Annotated in this window: 19 protein-coding genes; 14 read left to right on the top strand and 5 right to left on the bottom strand. The window is 43.3% G+C overall.

Annotated elements, in window-relative coordinates; genetic code table 11:
* The first annotated feature begins 54 nt into the window (after positions 1 to 54).
* From R7O03_RS00530 to R7O03_RS00500, 7 genes are all read left to right on the top strand, one after another.
* Positions 55 to 705, top strand: coding sequence for a YceH family protein (locus R7O03_RS00530; RefSeq protein ID WP_005373594.1), 651 nt, complete (start codon positions 55 to 57; stop codon positions 703 to 705).
* Positions 702 to 1,019, top strand: a complete 318-nt coding sequence (locus tag R7O03_RS00525) for a GIY-YIG nuclease family protein (protein WP_005373593.1) — start codon at positions 702 to 704, stop codon at positions 1,017 to 1,019. Before R7O03_RS00530 ends, R7O03_RS00525 begins: the two co-directional genes overlap by 4 nt.
* 330 nt (positions 1,020 to 1,349) lie before the next feature.
* Positions 1,350 to 2,447 (top strand): autoinducer 2-binding periplasmic protein LuxP, encoded by a 1,098-nt coding sequence (locus R7O03_RS00520; RefSeq protein WP_005385634.1) that lies wholly within the window; start codon positions 1,350 to 1,352, stop codon positions 2,445 to 2,447.
* Positions 2,447 to 5,023, top strand: coding sequence for a quorum-sensing autoinducer 2 sensor kinase/phosphatase LuxQ (luxQ, locus tag R7O03_RS00515; protein WP_005385636.1), 2,577 nt, complete (start codon positions 2,447 to 2,449; stop codon positions 5,021 to 5,023). The genes R7O03_RS00520 and luxQ overlap by 1 nt, the downstream gene beginning before the upstream one ends.
* 295 nt (positions 5,024 to 5,318) lie before the next feature.
* Positions 5,319 to 5,774 (top strand): transcriptional regulator SlyA, encoded by a 456-nt coding sequence (slyA, locus tag R7O03_RS00510; RefSeq protein ID WP_017635177.1) that lies wholly within the window; start codon positions 5,319 to 5,321, stop codon positions 5,772 to 5,774.
* Positions 5,775 to 5,809: 35 nt separating this feature from the next.
* The gene (locus R7O03_RS00505; RefSeq protein WP_318131277.1) at positions 5,810 to 6,868 is read left to right on the top strand and encodes an HlyD family secretion protein; all 1,059 of its coding nucleotides are present in this window, start codon (positions 5,810 to 5,812) and stop codon (positions 6,866 to 6,868) included.
* Between the two features lie 12 nt (positions 6,869 to 6,880).
* Entirely contained in the window at positions 6,881 to 7,918 is a 1,038-nt protein-coding gene (locus R7O03_RS00500) for a DUF2955 domain-containing protein (protein ID WP_065275183.1), read from the top strand.
* A 2-nt stretch (positions 7,919 to 7,920) separates the two neighbouring features.
* On the opposite strand, the gene R7O03_RS00495 is transcribed toward R7O03_RS00500, so the two are convergent.
* Both R7O03_RS00495 and R7O03_RS00490 read right to left on the bottom strand, forming a co-directional pair.
* Positions 7,921 to 8,583, bottom strand: coding sequence for a flagellar brake protein (locus R7O03_RS00495; RefSeq protein WP_064369362.1), 663 nt, complete (start codon positions 8,581 to 8,583; stop codon positions 7,921 to 7,923).
* Between the two features lie 95 nt (positions 8,584 to 8,678).
* Positions 8,679 to 9,605: a DMT family transporter gene (locus tag R7O03_RS00490; RefSeq protein ID WP_318131371.1), complete on the bottom strand. Its 927-nt coding sequence runs from the start codon at positions 9,603 to 9,605 to the stop codon at positions 8,679 to 8,681.
* Between the two features lie 148 nt (positions 9,606 to 9,753).
* Here R7O03_RS00490 and R7O03_RS00485 point away from each other — a divergent pair, with 148 nt between their 5' ends.
* The gene (locus tag R7O03_RS00485) at positions 9,754 to 10,209 is read left to right on the top strand and encodes an Lrp/AsnC family transcriptional regulator (RefSeq protein WP_005373581.1); all 456 of its coding nucleotides are present in this window, start codon (positions 9,754 to 9,756) and stop codon (positions 10,207 to 10,209) included.
* A 5-nt stretch (positions 10,210 to 10,214) separates the two neighbouring features.
* Positions 10,215 to 10,838, top strand: coding sequence for a class I SAM-dependent methyltransferase (locus tag R7O03_RS00480; protein ID WP_085569145.1), 624 nt, complete (start codon positions 10,215 to 10,217; stop codon positions 10,836 to 10,838).
* A gap of 526 nt (positions 10,839 to 11,364) precedes the next feature.
* On the opposite strand, the gene R7O03_RS00470 is transcribed toward R7O03_RS00480, so the two are convergent.
* Entirely contained in the window at positions 11,365 to 11,913 is a 549-nt protein-coding gene (locus R7O03_RS00470; RefSeq protein ID WP_017635183.1) for a hypothetical protein, read from the bottom strand.
* A gap of 110 nt (positions 11,914 to 12,023) precedes the next feature.
* On the opposite strand from R7O03_RS00470, the gene R7O03_RS00465 reads away from it, so the two are divergent.
* The 4 genes from R7O03_RS00465 to secF all read left to right on the top strand — a co-directional run bounded on the left by R7O03_RS00465 (position 12,024) and on the right by secF (position 16,248).
* Positions 12,024 to 12,692 (top strand): SH3 domain-containing protein, encoded by a 669-nt coding sequence (locus tag R7O03_RS00465; RefSeq protein WP_005373574.1) that lies wholly within the window; start codon positions 12,024 to 12,026, stop codon positions 12,690 to 12,692.
* A gap of 168 nt (positions 12,693 to 12,860) precedes the next feature.
* Entirely contained in the window at positions 12,861 to 13,340 is a 480-nt protein-coding gene (locus R7O03_RS00460; protein WP_005373572.1) for a hypothetical protein, read from the top strand.
* Positions 13,341 to 13,504: 164 nt separating this feature from the next.
* Positions 13,505 to 15,343 (top strand): protein translocase subunit SecD, encoded by a 1,839-nt coding sequence (gene secD, locus R7O03_RS00455; RefSeq protein WP_086047504.1) that lies wholly within the window; start codon positions 13,505 to 13,507, stop codon positions 15,341 to 15,343.
* Between the two features lie 2 nt (positions 15,344 to 15,345).
* Positions 15,346 to 16,248: a protein translocase subunit SecF gene (secF, locus tag R7O03_RS00450; protein WP_005373567.1), complete on the top strand. Its 903-nt coding sequence runs from the start codon at positions 15,346 to 15,348 to the stop codon at positions 16,246 to 16,248.
* A 60-nt stretch (positions 16,249 to 16,308) separates the two neighbouring features.
* Here secF and R7O03_RS00445 read toward each other — a convergent pair whose 3' ends face one another.
* Positions 16,309 to 16,575 (bottom strand): hypothetical protein, encoded by a 267-nt coding sequence (locus R7O03_RS00445; protein WP_005373566.1) that lies wholly within the window; start codon positions 16,573 to 16,575, stop codon positions 16,309 to 16,311.
* Between the two features lie 15 nt (positions 16,576 to 16,590).
* The gene (locus R7O03_RS00440) at positions 16,591 to 17,211 is read right to left on the bottom strand and encodes a LysE family translocator (RefSeq protein ID WP_021035942.1); all 621 of its coding nucleotides are present in this window, start codon (positions 17,209 to 17,211) and stop codon (positions 16,591 to 16,593) included.
* A 739-nt stretch (positions 17,212 to 17,950) separates the two neighbouring features.
* Here R7O03_RS00440 and R7O03_RS00435 point away from each other — a divergent pair.
* Entirely contained in the window at positions 17,951 to 18,691 is a 741-nt protein-coding gene (locus R7O03_RS00435; protein WP_005373555.1) for an SDR family oxidoreductase, read from the top strand.
* Positions 18,692 to 18,695: the final 4 nt, after the last annotated feature.

The raw sequence follows: 18,695 nt of genomic DNA, 5'->3' as shown, positions 1-18,695 counted from the left end.
TTTCGAAGCGATTTAGGTACAAAGTCAAATGCAAAAATAATAAGGAAATGCATTATGAAAGTTGAGCTAACGGCAATTGAAGCACGAGTTATTGGTTGCTTGATCGAAAAAGAAGTCACTACCCCAGATCTTTACCCCCTCAGCCTAAACGCATTAACCAACGCGTGTAATCAAAAAAGCAACCGTGATCCCGTGATGTCACTCTCTGAGTCAGACGTTCTCGATGCCGTTGATGCTCTTATTGAGCGCAGGCTCGTCAGTGACGAAAGTGCGTTCAACAGCCGCGTCAGCAAGTATCAACACCGTTTCTGTAATACGGAATTTGGTGATTTAAAGCTGACAGAGCAGGAGAAGGGCATTGTATGCTGTATGCTTTTGCGCGGTGCTCAAACACCTGGGGAAATTCGTACTCGTACTAATCGTCTCGCGACATTTCATGATGTAAAAGAAGTGGAAACGGTCCTTGAGCATTTAGCAAGCGAAGAGAAAGGACCATTAGTGGTCAAATTACCACGTGAGGCTGGTAAGCGGGAGTCGCGTTATATGCATTTGTTCTGTGGTGATGTTGATGCGTCCGAACTTGCAGCGCCTGTGTCTGCTGCAAGCTCGAGCTCCGATCGAGTAAGTCAGCTAGAGCTCGAAGTCGCTCAGCTGAAAGAAGAGCTGGATGAATTAAAAGCTAAGGTTGAGTCACTGCTTTCATGATGGAAAATACAACGCAGCGTTGGAGTGTCTATCTGATACGAAATAACCGCAACGCGTTGTATTGTGGTGTTACCAATGATGTTGAACGAAGATTCAATCAGCACCAAACCGGAAAAGGAGCGAAAGCTTTGAAGGGAAAAGGCCCTTTGGTATTGGAATGGTCATCGGATTTTGACTCAAAGACGCTTGCCATGCGAGCAGAGTACTACATTAAGCAACTAACTAAAGCGAAAAAAGAGCTGCTCGTTATGTCAAAAGCAAATATTGTCGTCGACGAACATCAACAAATGATGTTAGAGATAGTGGCACTCTGATAAGCCCTTGCTACGCAAAGATACACGGAAACCGCCTATGTCACATTGGCGGTTTCTTTTTGTTTTTGGAGTACCATGTAGGAATAAACTGACGCATAATGGGCTGGTGTTCTGTTTAAAGGTCCTGAGTATGAAAAGCGCGAAATATCTCTACGTCATCGAGACAAAGGAAGCGACTCAATGTACTTTATTTGCATCCACTCAGACCAAGAACCAATTTACTATTGAAACAGGCACTAAGAGGAAGGTAGATTACAAGAGTATAGGATGACTCGGCTAGGTAATGAATAGAGCTGAATTAGGCTCATAAAAAAGCTAAAAGAGCAGTAGATGAAAAAAGCGTTAGTATTCTCCCTGATTTCAATGGCCGCTTTTGCGCCGAATGTGCAGGCCACCCAAGTTCTTAATGGGTATTGGGCATATCAAGAGTTTTTAGACCAGTTTCCACAACAGAAGCAGCTAACTAGTGCGTTGGCTGAAGTGGTAAGAGAAACCCCTGTACCCGTAGCAAAAGACAAGAAGCGTCCACTGAAAATTTCTGTTGTTTATCCAGGGCAGCAGATCTCTGATTATTGGATTCGAAACATCGATGCGTTTGAAAAACGCCTAGATAAGCTTGATATCGACTATCAACTAAATCAAGTGTTTACTCGTCCTAATGCAGATATAAAGCAGCAAAGTTTGTCTTTAATGGAGGCGCTGAAAAGCAACTCCGATTACTTGATCTTTACTCTAGATACCACAAGACATCGTAAGTTTGTTGAGCATGTCTTAGATTCAAAGAAAACCAAGTTAATTTTACAAAATATCACCACACCTGTTAGGGATTGGGAACATCATCAGCCGTTTCTTTATGTTGGTTTCGACCACGCAGAAGGAAGTCGTGAATTGGCCGTTGAGTTTGGCAAGCGTTTCCCTAAACATAGCCACTATAGTGTTCTCTATTTCTCGGAGGGCTACATTAGTGACATCAGAGGCAACACTTTTATCAACCAAGTGAACCGCGATAACCAGTTTGAACTACAATCTGCTTACTACACCAAAGCAACAAAGCAATCTGGGTATGAAGCTGCAAAAGCCAGTTTGGAGAAGTATCCGGACGTTGATTTCATTTACGCGTGTTCTACCGATGTAGCATTAGGTGCTGTTGACGCTCTTAAAGAGTTAGGTCGTGACGATGTCATGATCAATGGTTGGGGCGGCGGTTCAGCAGAGTTAGAGGCGCTTTCTAAAGGGGAGTTAGACGTTACCGTTATGCGTATGAACGATGATACAGGTATTGCAATGGCTGAGGCCATTAAGTGGGATCTAGAAGGAAAGCCAGTTCCCACCGTTTACTCTGGTGATTTTGAAGTCGTTACCAAATCGGACTCTCCAGAAAGAATTGAAGCATTAAGAAAACGTGCATTTAGATACTCAGATAATTGATGACAACTACATCAAAAACAAGAAAGCGTCGCTCACTGTCGACGCTTATTACCAAAATAATTATTCTCGTACTTGCTCCGATCATTCTAGGCATCTTTGTTCAGAGTTATTACTTCTCGAAGCAGATTATTTGGCAGGAAGTCGACCGAACCAAGCAGCAGACCTCTGCCCTGATCCTGAACATTTTTGATAGCCATTTTGCAGCGATTCAGATTCATCACAACAGCAATTCGAAAAGTGATGTTGTATTGGATTTTTATACAGAACGTGATGAAGAGGCACTCAATTACTTTTTCATGAGTATTGACCAGAGTGATCCTTCCCATACACCGGAGTTTCGTTTCCTAACCGATCATCAAGGTATTATTTGGGACGATGGCAACGCGCATTTCTATGGCATCAACAACCTGATACTTAGCCGACTTGCCAGTCAGGTGACCTTTAGCAACAACTGGTATTATCTGCCCTCACAGACCCCGATGGGAACTCGCCATCTGTTACTTCGTCGCGTACCCGTTTTACAACCTAAAACCGGTGAAGTGATGGGGTACTCTTACAATGTTGTTGTTTTAGATAATAACTTTGGGTTGATGGAAAGGTTAAAAAATGAAGGCAACGTCGACAATGTTGTGTTGGTCGCTAACAACACACCATTGGCAAGCTCATTAGTAGGAGATGAGGCTTATCAAATATTTGACGTACTCAAACGACGAGAGTCCCAGCACAAGCTTGACCAATTATTGATCATCAAAACCCCTATTGAGGTAAATGCCGCCGAGACCGACTTGTGCTTGCTTACTGTGCAAGACAATCAGAGCGTGGTGACATTGCAAATCCAACACCTGCTAGCAATGCTAGCCTCAGTTATCGGTATGGTCATGATTGCGCTAATGACTAAAGAATGGATCGAGAATCGAGTAGTTGAAGAGTTAGGATCCCTGATGGCATATACCCGCTCGGCTCGTGAAGAAAAAGGATTTGAGCGTTTTGAGGGGTCAGATATTGAGGAATTCGATCATATTGGTTCGACACTAGAAAACACTTTTGAAGAGCTTGAAGCACAAAAGCGCTCTTTCCGCGACCTGTTTAACTTTGCGTTATCACCTATTATGGTGTGGTCTGAATCGGGTGTGCTTGTCCAAATCAATCCGGCAGCACGCAAAGAGTTAGTCATGGAAAACGATGTTGAAACCATGCACCCAGTGTTCAAAGGTTTCAAAGAAAAGTTGATGCCACACCTTCGCATGGCGGCTCAGGGAGCTACGTTGACAGGCGTTAATGTGCCAATTGGAGACAAAGTATATCGCTGGAACTTATCGCCGATTCGAGTTGATGGAGATATTAGCGGTATTATTGTTCAAGGTCAGGATATAACCACGCTTATTGAGGCGGAAAAACAGAGTAACTTGGCGCGCAAAGAAGCAGAAAAATCTGCTCAAGCCCGTGCCGACTTTCTGGCTAAAATGAGCCATGAGATCCGAACGCCAATCAATGGAATTTTAGGGGTTGCTCAATTGCTAAAAGACTCTGTGGAAACAGAAGAGCAGAATAACCAAATTGACGTACTTCGACATAGTGGTGAGCACTTACTTGCTGTTTTGAATGATATTTTGGACTTTTCGAAGATTGAGCAGGGTAAGTTTAATATCCAAAAGCACCCGTTTTCTTTCACTGATACAATTCGAACGTTAGAAAACATTTATCGTCCTATTTGTGAAAGTAAAGGCGTCAACCTTGTCATTGAAAACAAAATAGATCCCAATGTTGAAATCTTTACTGACCAAGTTCGTCTGAACCAAATTTTATTCAACCTAGTCAGTAACTCAGTAAAGTTTACGCCCTCGGGTAGCGTGCGCTTGCATGCTGAACTGGAGCAGTTCTATGGTGCTGACAATAGCGTGCTGGTCGTGGAAATTACGGATACAGGTATCGGCATCGAGTCTGACAAACTCGACCAAATGTTCGAACCTTTTGTTCAAGAAGAAGCAACAACGACTCGAGAATACGGCGGCAGTGGCTTAGGGCTGACTATTGTGAAGAGCCTTGTCGACATGCTGGAAGGTGATGTTCAAGTCCGCAGTCAGAAAGGCTTAGGAACGACTTTTGTCATTACAATGCCAGTGAAAGATCGTGAGCGAGTACTCACCCCTCTTGATTCGAGTTTGCGTGTTAAGCCAGGTGAACTATTTACAGAGAGTCTCAAAGTGTTGTTGGTAGAGGATAACCATACTAACGCATTCATTCTAAAAGCGTTTTGTAACAAGTACAAAATGCAGGTTGATTGGGCGAAAGATGGGTTAGAAGCAATGGAATTCTTAAAAGATCATACTTACGATTTGATACTGATGGACAACCAACTTCCGCATCTTGGTGGAATTGAAACGACCAAAGAGATCCGACAAAAGCTGAAACTAGGCACGCCAATTTATGCGTGTACTGCTGACACCGCGAAAGAAACCAGTGACGCCTTTATGGAATCGGGTGCGAACTACGTGCTTCTCAAGCCGATTAAAGAAAATGCGCTCCATGAAGCATTTGTGGATTTTAAACAGCGGTTCTTAGTTGAGCGAACATAAGGAATTGGCTCACTACGGGATAATCCAATTATTCATTATCTGAAAAGCACAACACCATGACTGTGGGTTGTGCTTTTTTGTATCTGACCCTTTTACTCTTATACAAATCAGACTTTATTGGTCTCGACGTTTGTTGTGTACATCGCTGCATTTCAAATTCAAACATCGTGTTGTGTTACTTAGATTTCTGCCCCTTCACTGACGCACCCAACGTGATTTCAATCACAAAAAGATATTTACTTAGCGTGCTAACTATTTTATATTACTTAGCACGCTAAGTAATTGAGTAGAGCTTATGATTCAAGACATCAACAGTTTGCGAGACCTTTCTCTGGCTGAAAAATTATCTCGTGTTGCTCGTTTGTGGAAAATGGTTGCAGATCGCGAGTTAGAGCCTTTAAACCTAACGTATCCGCGTTGGACTGCGTTATGGAAGCTTTATCGAATGGGTGACAACATCAGTCAGAAGCATTTGGCTGAAGCGCTTGAGATCGAGTTAGCGTCGTTGATGCGAACATTAAAATTATTAGAAGAGCAATCTCTGATCGTTCGCCATTGCTGTGAACACGATAAGCGAGCACGTATTGTTAGCCTCACAGAAGAGGGGAAAACCCTACTAAAGCAAATGGAGGCTCGAATTCTTCAAGTTCGAAGCAAGCTCCTAACGGACATCAACGACCAGGAACTTCAGCAGCTTTCATTGATTCTTGATCAGATTGCTCACAATGCGCTTGATTCACTTAGCGAATAAGTCAGAAAACCGAATAAAAAGAGAAGTAAACGCCTATGACTCCAGATCAAAAATTCGCACGTTGGATCAAATATTCTTGCGTCGCGTTTGTCCTTGTCTTTGCCTATTTTCTAGTTGCAGATCTCGCCATGCCGTTGACGCCTCAGGCAATGGCAACGCGTGTGGTAACTAAAGTGGCCCCCCGTGTGAGTGGGCAGATTACACATCTTTATGTTGCCAACAACCAAGAAATAAGCCAAGGCGATCTACTATTTCAGATTGATCCCCAGCCTTATCAGCTCGCCGTAGAAAAGGCTCAACTTAACCTTGAGCGTGTGATTCAAAACAACGAACAACTTGATGCTTCTATTGCGGCGGCAAAAGCAGACGTTGAAGCGAGCAAAATCGTGGCGGAACAAAAAGTTCGCGAAGCGAAACGTCTTAATACCCTGTTTCACCGTAATGGTACTTCGCAACAGCAGCGCGATGACGCACAGAGCAGTGCAACGGCAGCTAAAGCGAACTTACTGGCCGCACGTGCTCGTTTAAAAGAGTTGGAAGTAAACCGCGGTGATTTAGGCGCGACGAATGTGAATATCCGCGTGGCGCAAAACCAGCTAAAACAAGCGGAACTTAATCTGTCTTACACTCAAGTCTCGGCGGAACATGATGGCGTTGTCGCTAACTTGCAGCTGGAGACGGGGGCCTATTCGGCAGCTGGTATACCTCTTGTCGCTTTAGTCTCCGATGACGTGGATATCATTGCCGACTTTCGTGAAAAGAGTTTACGACACTTTAATCAGAACAGCCGTGCGTTAGTGGCTTTTGATAGCTTACCTGGTGATGTATTTGAAGCTCGTATTACGAGTGTGGATGCCGGGGTCAGCTCGGGTCAATTCGATGCGGATGGTCGCTTAGCAACACCAACTGACTCAAACCGTTGGGTGAGAGACGCGCAGCGCTTACGTTTACATTTAGCTATCGATGAACCTCAGCAGCGCGCATTTCCAGCAGGGGCACGAGCAACCGTGCAGTTGTTGCCAGAAAACGCATTATCTGGCTGGTTAGCGAGGTGCCAGATCCAATTCTTGAGTCTTCTTCATTATATTTATTAACGAGGAGGCGATATGAAGTTATGGGACCACCCCATGTCGGAAAACGACTTCCGTCAGTGTTTGCGCATTGCAACTGGTGCGACCATTGGTTTCACTTTATGTAAAGTATTTGGTTGGAACTATGGCGTATTCTTTACTGTAACCCCGATGCTGTTACTTGGAATGGTGCCAGTCATGAGTCTACATGCCGCACGACAACTGATTTTTTCAGCGGTTGTGTGTGGATTAGAAGTTGGTGTTCTTGGTGGGTTATTTGGTGGGCACCCTGGCATGATGACAATCATTGCATTCGGGTTGTTCCTATATAAATTCGCCTGTATGTCAAAAGGGAGCTTGTTCTTATTTGGAGCGAACAGCGTACTGAGCTTAAGCATCATGCTGCATTTTGCGAGTTATCCAACCACTGACTTAAATGACCTAATATTTAGCAACCTGCAAGCGAATGTTATTTCAGTGATCGTTGCTTATGTGGTGACATTTTTGATTCCCGATGCGGAACCTCGTCAGCCACCAGCGAAACCGTCGCAGCCTAAACAGAGTCATCGAATGCGTCATGAAGCCCTTATGGGGGCGAGTATCGCTACAATGTCTTTCCTTGTATTCCAGCTATTTGACCTCAGTGACTCTATGTCTGCTCAGGCGACAACCTTACTTTTATTGTTTCCTATGCATTGGAACGGTGCTTTAGGGTATGCGCGAAAAAGAGCAATGGGGACCTTGATGGGGGTGACCTTTGGTGTTGTCGGACAACTTGTATTATACGATTGGTCGGATACCTTATTGTTTATCGTCCCATTGCTTTGGATTGGTGCGATGATGTTCAGTTATATGCACGTGAAAGAGTCTAGCGGTTCGGGAGCCGGATTTGGCGGTTTAACCACATTAGGCATTTTGTTCGGCCAATATCTTACTCCGGATGGTGACTTAATGTTCAGTGCGCTGTATCGCGTGAGCAGTATTTTGTTTGCTATTGTTGCGACGCTGCTTGTGACCTATACGGTTCACAGAATACTCAACAGCTTTGAGGCGACGCGCTTTAGCGAGCAGTAAGTTCAGACGTTACTGGTTAGAAAGGATTGCTCCAGTAACTCTGTTTTTAGTTCGTGAGTCATCGCAATGGGACTGGCAAACTTAATTCCAACTACCCATCCCTTCACCAATTTCTTAATGTTGGCAATGACACATCGATTTTCTTCTCCGATATAGTGGCTTAACGGGCATTCGATGGTAACACTCTCACCCACGTTGAATTCGGGCTCAATCAAGGTTGATATACCAACACCTGCTAGAGAGAAATCGATAAGGCTGCCGTCGTAGACATTCCCTGCATGAATAACGTTACAGTCCATTTGCAACTTGTAACGCTCATGTTCCCGAACTGGTTTGGTTGCAAATGTTCCTGGAATGCGGATAAACAAAAGGGGGGATGGTCGAACGGTCGTCGTCAGCACGCTGGACTTAAACGCAATGACATGGCCTAACTCCGTATCTGATACACCACGCACGATGACATCGGCGTTGGGGAGTTTTCTCATCACTTGCTCTTCAAGCAAACGCATTGGTATATCAAGAATCAAATAAGCATTTTCTTTCATCCCAAGATAGGTGGTGGAATACGTATATTGATCCTTAGGCCCAAATTCGAAATTAGTAGAAAGTTTCATTCCCGGTTTGAGAAACCTATGCAGTTCATCTTTAGTATGAGTGGCTGGCATCACATTGGCGTTTTAATTTTTTAGTTAAGCTGAGGCTATCAAAACGCCATTTTGTTATTCAAGATAGTAAGGCATAAGTTTTTGTAAAATCATCGCTATCTGTGAAGTGGTGGGCGATAAGTTTGGCTCATTCCACCTTTCATAAAGATTTGGCTTGCCACAATACTGCCGCATGTGACCAACATCAGCGCTAACCAAGTGAGAGAATCTGGTTGTTCACCAAAAATTGGAACGGCAAGAAGTGTCGCGACGACTGGAGTTAATGAACCAAAAGCAGCGCTGGCTTCGGCACCGATGATCCTAATTGCATAAATGAAAGTGAAAGAAGCGATTAAACCTGCGCCAACACCTTGTAGCATCGCGTGGCCAAATAACTCCTCCCATGGCCACTGGCTGAACGGTGTTACCACCAAATAACTGTCTACCCACCCGAAACCAACGGCGATGATGAGTAGAGCCAAAGACGCGATTGCAACGAATCCTGCACAGACGCGTGCATTAAGATTAGCGACACGAGCGCTGATGGTGAAAGCAGCCCACATGATGCTGCCAGTTAGAAACAGGATATGCCCTTGCAACTGAGACCAGTTGTACTCTGCGCCGCTATTAGAAAGAAGGAATACGAAAATCCCTAACAACACCGTAGAAAGCCCGATTAAGCGGTGAGCACTCAGCGACTGTTGATAACAAAGTACCGCGATAGCAGAAACAAACAATGGCAAAGTGCCAGGTACTAATGCACTGCCGTGCGCCACGGGAGCGAAATGCATAGCCGTTCCGACGACCAGAAGATAGGGAAGGCCGCTTCCAACCACAACACCAACCAGGTAGCGTTTAGGCACTACGCGCAGCGACTGTTTATGCTTAATCACAAATGGTAATAAAATTATACTTGGGATGAGAAAGCGAACTAACGCGATATCGGCTGGCTGCAAGGCAGAAATTGCGCCCCCTTTTAAAGAAATAAAGAAACCAGACCAAAGCAGTAAGGTCGTTAATATAGCTGCGTATCCCAAGATCATTATCGACATGTCCATTTGTAAATGATGTGTTAATTGTTGAATAAAACTCTTGCCAAAGGGGGGCAAAGTTTGACGTAATTAGGCTTGATGTTGGTGATAAATTGCGTATAAGTGTTAATTGTTAGTGATTAAAGGCACGGAAGAATAAATGGATAAAATTGACAGGCAACTTATCAATCTAATGCAGAAGGATGCCACTCTGACAACTGCAGAACTTGCTGATCAAGTAGGGCTATCGGCATCACCTTGTGCAAGGCGCATTAAGCGTTTGGAGCAGGAAGGTGTAATTAGTGGTTATCGAGCTATTGTGTCCAGAGACACTGTAGGCATCGCGATGACTGTATTTGTTGAAGTGAGTTTAAATAACCACCAAGCTTCTTCGATTGATGAGTTTGAACATGCCGTTGTTGAGATGGATGAAGTGATCTCATGCCATGTCGTATCAGGGGCCTATGATTACCTGTTAGAGGTGGTCAGTAAAGATCTCGCTGGTTATGAAACATTTACTAGAAAGTTACAGCGATTAGAAAATGTGAAAGATATTCATACCCACCTGGCGATTAGACAAGTGAAAGGAAATGGCAGTTTGCCGATTTATGCATAAGAAAGATGAAATTTTTCGATAGACTTAAGATTGCCCACTATCATCGAAAGCGATATAGACAGTTTGGTAAAGACAGAGCCCGAACTCTGGGATGGGCAGATAAGTATAGTCAGATCAGCCGTTTTGAGGCGTTGTGCCGAGGGTTAATGTTAGACGGTTCAAGTATTTTAGATATTGGGTGCGGCTACGGAGACTTGTTAGCGTTTATCGAACTTACGGGGGGGCATCCTCAAAGCTATATTGGCATTGATCAGCAAAAACAATTTATCTCTGAAGCCAGAAAACGAGATTTTCGCACGCAAAGTAAGTTTATATGTGGTGACTTTTCAACGTTGGTATTGCCTCGTTGCGATTTTGTTTTTGCTTCCGGATCATTGAACTATCAATCCACCAACCCAAATCACACCATTGAAATGATTGATAAAATGTTCCGAGCGACAGAGAAAGGTTGTGTGTTTAACTTGTTGGATGAATCCAAACTACCCAGCATGAAAATGTTAGCGTCGCACAATAAAGAAGGTGTCTTTCGCTATTGTCGGTTGCTGTGTCCGAATACACGATTGATTGAGGGATACTCCGAGCACGACTTTACGATTGCCATGATCAAAAAAGCGGAGTCCGTTTCCTGACTCCGCTTAATAAATTCTTAAGCCTTATTGGTTTTTGTATTGTGAGATTTCACAGTTACCTGTGTATCTATCAACCTTGAATGAGAACGCGGCTGAATGGTATTCCCTCCCATCACTCCATATTGTTTCTCCGAAGATTTTACAAAGATCCAAATCACTGATTGAACCGAACTCTTTTACGTGCCTAACTACTGACAAAAACTTGGCTTTGGTAGCATTAGGACATTCCCTGTTACTTAATCGATTGATAACCATGTTTGTAGCATCATCTCCAGCCAAATGTGACTTTTTATTAAATTTTATTAATGGCTAAACTAACCAAAAAATGTCCATAAGTAAAGCATTAATGTGACGTATGTCTCTATAAATTGATTGTCTTGGTCATGGTTTAGTCAAGTTTGTCAAAGGGAACAATCCCATTATTTACATTTGATATCATTCACGACTAAGGAAAGATAAAAAGCACGAATAACGTCCAATATTGGAGTGAAAAACCAACATCGTCTATTCAAAACTGGCTCTGTTTTTACTTCGAAACATCTTGAGCGTATTGAAGCGCTCGGGCTTCTTTATCATAGACTTGTGACAGAGTTTGATATTGTGAAGAGAGGCGCTTGTAATCTTCAGCAAGTTCCAAAGCGTTGGTGTTATACCATTCCGCAGTTATTTGATTGGCTGTTTTGTTTGACTCGCGGCACTTCTGGGCCAGTATCTCCCACCCATTTGCTGACCATTGGGATTGTGTGCTCAATTTAAGCAGCTGATTCGCTTTAGTTGTGAGCTCTTCTTTGTATTGAATCGATGCTTTTAATTGCGCTTTGAACACATTTTGGTTCGACTTGGCACGCCAAAGTAGCACGAGCTCATGCAGTGAAAAGGTTTCGGACAATAACTGACGCTGTTTATGTTCGGTCAAAAGTGTATTGAATACCTCAACATGCTGATTGTAATTGGACTCTAAACGATTGAATTGGGTAAGATTGTCATTCCACGACGATGGGTTACATTGAATATTGGCGTGCCCCGTTATCGGGAACAGAAGAAATAGTAGTATCCAATTGAGTCTGTTGATCATTATTGCTCGCGTTAGTTGACCTGCTCTTTTGAGTATATACCCAAATTTCTACGACATGCGTGCTGCTGGTGGGATAAGAATAAAGAATAAAGAATGAAAAGGAAAAGGGCATGAAGAAAATTCTCGTCGCATTGATTGTCATGCTGTTGCTCGGCGGAGCGGGGGCTGGATACTATTTCTTCTTTATGCAGAAAGATGAACCTGAAGCACCAAAGGCTACGCAAGTCGAGCAATCCTCACTGCAAAAAGAAACATCCAAACCGATTCTGGATTTAGAAGCCGCTCCCCCGGAAGTTACCGAGTACTACGTTATTGAGCGTCGTGTCAATGTTTACAACAAGCCTAACCTTAATGCTTTAGTTGTCGATACGCTCTATAAGGGAGAAAAAGTATCGGTGTTAGAAAAAGTAGATGGGTGGTACCGAATCTCCGGCTATCTTGTCTATGAAGAGGGTGGTGAAGAAAAAGCCGAATGGTTGAATGCTGAAGGGTTATCGGATGCAGAGCCAGTTATTAAAGAGCAAGAGCGCTTAGAGATATTGGATGAATACCTACAGAAGTCGGATGATTTAAAAGTTCACTTGGATATTTTCCGTAAGAAAACACAGCAATTGTTAGACGATGAAACCTGTGATCCGAGTGATTTTGAGGAGCTCGGAGGCTGGGTTCGTTCTGTGACGTTCAAAAAGCGCAACGTTTACTTCATCTATTGTGGCGGTTTGGAGCAAGAGAACAAGATCTACTTAGATGTTGATAAGGGCGATATTTTTTATCGATAACTCACCACCAATTACACTAGTTTTCTAAAGACGTTTTGATAAATGCAATAACGATGCAAACCTGAAATCAGAGATTTATAACTTTTTAGTTGTGAACCATAATCAATAGGAATACTATCAACGAGTCAAGTGACCTAACTTGGCTCTTTGTGTTTTTAGTGAGTTCCTATGCCTTGGATTTACCTTAGAAAGTTGATTTTGCTGCTATTTGCAATGGTATTGCTACCAGTGCATGTATCTGCTGCGCAAATCGACCACAAGGCTCACGTACCGCACTTTTCTAAGCTACAACCTTTTGTAGCCGTAAGTGTATCGCCAAACTCTTCCGTCGATTTTTCTGAAGTTTCAGAAGAAAGCTCTCAATCTCCAGTATCTGAAGGCCATGCAAGTCTCGATTCCGTTGCTTTGTTTAACTCTCAGCGCTGGACGTCTTACTTACGGGAAGGGCTTGATGACGAGCACGTAGATTTTGTCGGCGATCTCACTACTCCGTTTTACGCTGATGCGGGTTACGCATACAGCTTGATGGACATTAACTGGCGTCACAACCAGTCCACATTTTATCATTTCACAAGCGATCATCGCATTTCTGGTTGGAAAGAGACCAATGCCATGTACGTCGCACTCAATAGTCAGTTTTCTGCCTAAACACCATTTATTTGCACCATTGTGCACTCTTAACACGACGATTGTATTCGACAGGACGTGAGCGTTCTGAGCATTTCATACCCTGAATTTATTCTGGGAGCATCTGTCGTGTGTTAAGCCTTGTTATTAAAAGCTTCACTTCATCGTGAAGGGATGATGTTTACATGAAAAAAACACCAAAGCAGCAAAAGAACAGAAAGCTGATGAATCACTACTCAGCTTGGAAATATGTAGTATTAATCACGACGGTCATTATTTTAACCCTAAGTGCTATACCAACTTGGTTTGGCGAACAGCCTTCTATCCAGTTGACGTTTTCGGAGCAAAACAACAGTGAAATGTCGGTTGTTCATCTGAATCAACTGCTAAAAACCAACCATATTTCAGCCGACAAAATCATCGAAAAAGACGGCAAAACAACCATTGTATTCGATGGTGAAGATGCGCAAAGTAAAGCTCGTGCGTTGTTAAACAAAGAGCTAAATAAAGACGACAGCATCACTTTCTCATACGTATCGGTTGCGCCAGAATGGTTGAATGAGATGGGCTTTAGCCCAATTAAGCTCGGTCTTGACCTTCGTGGTGGCGTTCAGTTTTTGTTGAATGTTGATGTGAATAAAGCGTTTGAAGAACAACGTGATGCGTTGATTGATGAAATCAAAGCGAATCTACGTGATCAACGTGTTCGTGGTGTGCAAGTTCGAGCAGAAAGTGGCAACCGAATTACGGTAAACAGTGACAGCGAGCAAGCATTGTCGGAAGTGAACAATTTCTTGCGTCAAAACTACCCGGGCTGGATTTCAAAAAGTTCATCTCGTGGCTTTGTGCTTGAACCGAGTGAACAAAATATCCAAGAATTTCAATCGTCGACTCTTCAACAAAACCTGAAGATCATGCGTGGTCGTATTGAAGAACTTGGTATCACAGAAGCACTAGTGCAACGCCAAGGTAAAGAGAGCATTCGAATTGAGCTCCCTGGTGTACAAGATCCTGCTCAAGCGAAAAACGTTATTGGTGCAACAGCAAGCTTGGCGTTTTATGAAGTGAAAGATGCGAGCCAAGCACACAGCAGCCAAGATCTTGTTCTTCAAGACAATGACGGTCGTACGGTGATTTTGGCAAAACGACCAGTCCTAACGGGTGAGCACATCGTAAACGCTCGTGCTGGTGTCGACAAAATGGGTATGTCAGAAGTAAATATTTCTCTTGACCACGCTGGTGGTAAGAAAATGAGCGACTTCTCAGCAACTCACATCGGCAAGCCAATGGCGACCGTTTACCGAGAGTACAAAACAAACGATCGCGGTGTAACTGAGCGTAGTGAGCGCGTTATCAGCGTCGCGACTATTCAATCTCAACTTGGTAGCCAGTTCCGTATTACTGGGGCAGGTAGCATGGACGATGCGCAGCAGTTGGCGCTATTACTTCGAGCGGGTTCACTAACTGCGCCGGTTACTATTGTGGAAGAGCGTACTATCGGTGCTTCTCTGGGGGCAGAAAACATTGAAAACGGTTTTGCAGCACTGGCTTTAGGTATGGGACTAACACTGACCTTTATGGCACTTTGGTACCGCCGCTTAGGTTGGGTAGCAAACGTGGCGCTTTGTGCCAACATGCTTTGTTTGCTTGGCTTAATCGCCTTGTTACCAGGAGCGGTTCTAACGCTTCCGGGTATTGCCGGTTTAGTGTTAACCGTCGGTATGGCAGTAGACACCAACGTTATTATCTTTGAACGTATTAAGGACAAAATGCGTGAAGGCCGCAGCTTCGCTCAAGCGATTGATCTTGGCTTTGACAGCGCATTCTCGACCATCCTTGATGCCAACATTACTACCATGATCACCGCCGTGATTTTGTACGCCATCGGTAATGGCCCAATCCAAGGCTTTGCCTTAACACTCGGATTAGGTTTGTTAACCAGTATGTTTACAGGCGTATTTGCCTCTCGAGCAATGATCAATTTAATTTGGGGCCGCGATGCCCGTCGTGATGTGAGGGTTTAATCATGGTCGAAATGCTAAAACAAAATATTCGTAAAATTCGCTACTTTACTACGCTAGTTTCCATCATTTTAACGGTGATCGCGATCGTCGCTCTAGGCTTTAAAGGGTTGAACCTAGGTTTGGACTTCACTGGCGGTATGGTGACAGAAGTAAAGGTAGATAAGCAGCTAACTAACCATGATCTGCTTGACGTTCTGCAACCAAAGCTTGGTGAATCTGCGTCAGTGACACGCTCTGGTGAAGATGGCCGTTGGGTGATTCGTTACTCTGCGCCGGAAGATGGACAAACGTTGCCAAGTGTAGAAGAGGTGTTGAAGCCAATCTCTCACCAAGTTGATGTTGTCAGCAACAGTATAGTTGGCGCTCAAGTTGGCCAAGACTTGTTTGAACAAGGTGGCTTAGCATTGTTGATTTGTGTCTTGAGTATTCTCGGTTACTTGTGTTTCCGTTTTGAGTGGCGTTTAGCGAGTGGTTCACTGTTTGCTTTGGCCCATGATGTGATCTTAGTGCTTGGCTTCTTTGCAATTACTCAAATGGAGTTCAACTTAACCGTTTTTGCTGCTGTGCTGGCGATTTTAGGTTACTCATTGAATGACTCGATCATCATTGCAGACCGAATCCGTGAGCTGTTGATTGCGAAGCAGAGTTGGAAAACAGAAGACATCAATGACCAAGCTGTTATTGCGACGTTTTCACGCACTATGGTGACATCTGGTACGACATTGATCACTGTTGGTGCATTATGGATTATGGGAGGAGCGCCTTTGGCTGGTTTCTCAACCGCCATGTTTATTGGCGTTCTGTCGGGTACATGGTCTTCGATTTCGATTGGTACTGTGCTGCCTGAGTGGTTGAAACTGGAGCCGAAACATTATCTGCCTGTTGAGATCGACGCTGCGCCATAGCATCGTTCTTTTAAGGTAAAAGTGCTTGCGCCACTCATCTTGAGTGGCGCTTTTTTGTGCTTATTTCACGCGCATCAAGCGATGTTTCACAAGTCCCAAGTCGAACTCTAAGACTTGTGAGCGCTTCATTGCTTCGACTTTATTCAACATTGGCTCTTGGTAGCCTTTCTTCTTCATCCACTGAAGAGGTACAGAGAAAGCATCTTCATTAACGACATAAGACTCGCCTTTATGCTCACCGCTATAGACGTTCACAACCCAAACTCGGGCTTGAAAGTCCAATACTTCACCCATGACTTTAGCGATTTTATTCAGAATATTTTTCATTGTTTCCAGTTTGCCTTAGCTTAGTAGCAACCAGACACCAACTCCCATCATTAAAGTGCCTGCGATACGGTTCATTAGACGTACATTCTTAGACTGACCTAATACGTGTTTCAACCCTTTACCACCAGTAGCGTACAGAGACATGCAAATGAACTCAAACAGTAAAATAATGGAGACAAGTATGATCAGTTGCGGTGCAAGTGCTGCGTTTTGGTCTATAAAAGGCGGTAAAAGAGAAATCATAAATGCCCAGCCTTTTGGGTTTGCGATTGCGGTAACGAAGCCTTGCATGATAAGTGCGATATTGTCACTCTTTGGTGTTTCTAAGTTGTCGACATTAATCGCAAGTTTCCCTCGCGACCGCCACATTTCAACTCCAAGATAGAGTAAATAACCGCCACCAATGAACTTTAACGCGATAAACATCCAAGGATAATTGAGCATAATCGCAGCGATACCTAACACCGCAGAGACTGACACCAGCGCGACACCGAGAAGTTCTCCTATCATCATCCATAACGTGCGACGATAACCGATACTCATACCTAACGTTAGGGCGAGAGTCATGCACATACCAGGCGTGATTGAGACAAAAAAGAAAGTAGGGATGAACATACTGAGCAATGCAAGATTCATATCTGTTGATGATTTAGTGATTAAAGAGAAGCCACAAAGATAGTGCAAAGTGGAAAAGGATGCTACTACAAAGCGAGCGATTACTTTCACTAGTAGCTAGTTGATGTTCTTCGAATATATAAATTTAAAATGAAATTATATTTTAATCTATGCGTCATAATAGTGCGTATTGCACCAATATGAGACAAGCTCTTATATCATTTTTAGATTAAATATATTTAATTTATTATATTTTATCGGTATTAATCATCACTGTATTAAAATAATCGAATTGATAACCAAATTATCATTAAATGCAGTAATTAAATGATATGTTTGATAATTATTTTTACTGATAATTGAATTATTATTCTAATCTCAAGTTTGTTGTAATCATATAGGCTTAAAATTCAGATCTTAAATCATGACATAATGTAACGTCTACCATTCTGTATGTAAGTGCATGATATTTAATAATTATGTTTCTATTTCTGTTGGTGTGGCTTTTGTGGAAGTGTGATTTAAAACAATGACTTATGTAAAATTAACCATTTTATAACATTTCACGGGTAATGAGATCTAAATCAATCTTATGCAATTGGATGAGTTTTTTATTTGAAATGTAATATTTCTAGGTTAACTTAAAATAAAGGCAGCACGGGATTGGTTGTCAAAAGAATAAATAAACACGTCAGTTGGTGAACTATTTCATCAGTGTATTAAGTTTGCTTTTTAAATGCCGTTAAGAATGGAGTCTTCAATGAAGAAAGTCGCTTTGATCACTGGATCAAAAGGCGGAATTGGTTCTGCTATTTCCTCTCAATTAGTCAATGACGGTTACCGTGTAATCGCTACTTATTTCACAGGTAACTACGAATGTGCGCTGGAGTGGTTCAACAGCAAAGGGTTTACCAAAGATCAGGTTCGCCTTTTTGAGTTGGATGTAACAAACACGACAGAGTGTGCAGAGAAATTGGCGCAATTGCTTGGGGAGGAAGGAACCATTGATGTTGTTGTCAACAACGCAGGAATCACACGTGATGGCGTGTTTAAAAAGATGACTGCGCAAGCTTGGAATGATGTCATCAATACCAACCTCAATAGTTTATTCAACGTTACGCAACCCCTCTTTGCTGCAATGTGCGAAAAAGGCGGTGGTCGTGTCATCAATATCTCTTCAGTCAATGGTCTTAAAGGACAGTTTGGTCAAGCAAACTACTCGGCGGCGAAAGCTGGGATGATCGGTTTCTCTAAAGCCTTAGCATACGAAGGTGCTCGCTCGGGTGTGACAGTTAATGTTATCGCTCCGGGTTACACGGGTACGCCAATGGTTGAGCAAATGAAGCCAGAAGTGCTGGAATCCATCACGAACCAAATTCCGATGAAACGTCTTGCGACACCAGAAGAAATTGCAGCATCAGTGAGCTTCTTGGTCAGCGATGCGGGCGCCTACATCACCGGAGAGACTTTGTCGGTGAACGGCGGCTTATACATGCACTAAGGAG

This window comes from Vibrio sp. Vb2960, from assembly GCF_033337665.1.
Taxonomy (GTDB): domain Bacteria; phylum Pseudomonadota; class Gammaproteobacteria; order Enterobacterales; family Vibrionaceae; genus Vibrio; species Vibrio alginolyticus.
This window is presented reverse-complemented; position numbering and strand designations above follow the sequence as displayed.

Coding starts and splice junctions, on each gene's coding strand:
- R7O03_RS00470 (WP_017635183.1), bottom strand. CDS start 11,913: ATGATCAACAGACTCAATTGGATACTACTATTTCTTCTGTTCCCGATA.
- luxQ (WP_005385636.1), top strand. CDS start 2,447: ATGACAACTACATCAAAAACAAGAAAGCGTCGCTCACTGTCGACGCTT.
- R7O03_RS00520 (WP_005385634.1), top strand. CDS start 1,350: ATGAAAAAAGCGTTAGTATTCTCCCTGATTTCAATGGCCGCTTTTGCG.
- secF (WP_005373567.1), top strand. CDS start 15,346: ATGGTCGAAATGCTAAAACAAAATATTCGTAAAATTCGCTACTTTACT.
- R7O03_RS00460 (WP_005373572.1), top strand. CDS start 12,861: ATGCCTTGGATTTACCTTAGAAAGTTGATTTTGCTGCTATTTGCAATG.
- secD (WP_086047504.1), top strand. CDS start 13,505: ATGAAAAAAACACCAAAGCAGCAAAAGAACAGAAAGCTGATGAATCAC.
- R7O03_RS00495 (WP_064369362.1), bottom strand. CDS start 8,583: ATGCCAGCCACTCATACTAAAGATGAACTGCATAGGTTTCTCAAACCG.
- R7O03_RS00465 (WP_005373574.1), top strand. CDS start 12,024: ATGAAGAAAATTCTCGTCGCATTGATTGTCATGCTGTTGCTCGGCGGA.
- R7O03_RS00490 (WP_318131371.1), bottom strand. CDS start 9,605: ATGATCTTGGGATACGCAGCTATATTAACGACCTTACTGCTTTGGTCT.
- R7O03_RS00500 (WP_065275183.1), top strand. CDS start 6,881: ATGAAGTTATGGGACCACCCCATGTCGGAAAACGACTTCCGTCAGTGT.
- R7O03_RS00485 (WP_005373581.1), top strand. CDS start 9,754: ATGGATAAAATTGACAGGCAACTTATCAATCTAATGCAGAAGGATGCC.
- R7O03_RS00435 (WP_005373555.1), top strand. CDS start 17,951: ATGAAGAAAGTCGCTTTGATCACTGGATCAAAAGGCGGAATTGGTTCT.
- R7O03_RS00480 (WP_085569145.1), top strand. CDS start 10,215: ATGAAATTTTTCGATAGACTTAAGATTGCCCACTATCATCGAAAGCGA.
- slyA (WP_017635177.1), top strand. CDS start 5,319: ATGATTCAAGACATCAACAGTTTGCGAGACCTTTCTCTGGCTGAAAAA.
- R7O03_RS00530 (WP_005373594.1), top strand. CDS start 55: ATGAAAGTTGAGCTAACGGCAATTGAAGCACGAGTTATTGGTTGCTTG.
- R7O03_RS00445 (WP_005373566.1), bottom strand. CDS start 16,575: ATGAAAAATATTCTGAATAAAATCGCTAAAGTCATGGGTGAAGTATTG.
- R7O03_RS00505 (WP_318131277.1), top strand. CDS start 5,810: ATGACTCCAGATCAAAAATTCGCACGTTGGATCAAATATTCTTGCGTC.
- R7O03_RS00525 (WP_005373593.1), top strand. CDS start 702: ATGATGGAAAATACAACGCAGCGTTGGAGTGTCTATCTGATACGAAAT.
- R7O03_RS00440 (WP_021035942.1), bottom strand. CDS start 17,211: ATGAATCTTGCATTGCTCAGTATGTTCATCCCTACTTTCTTTTTTGTC.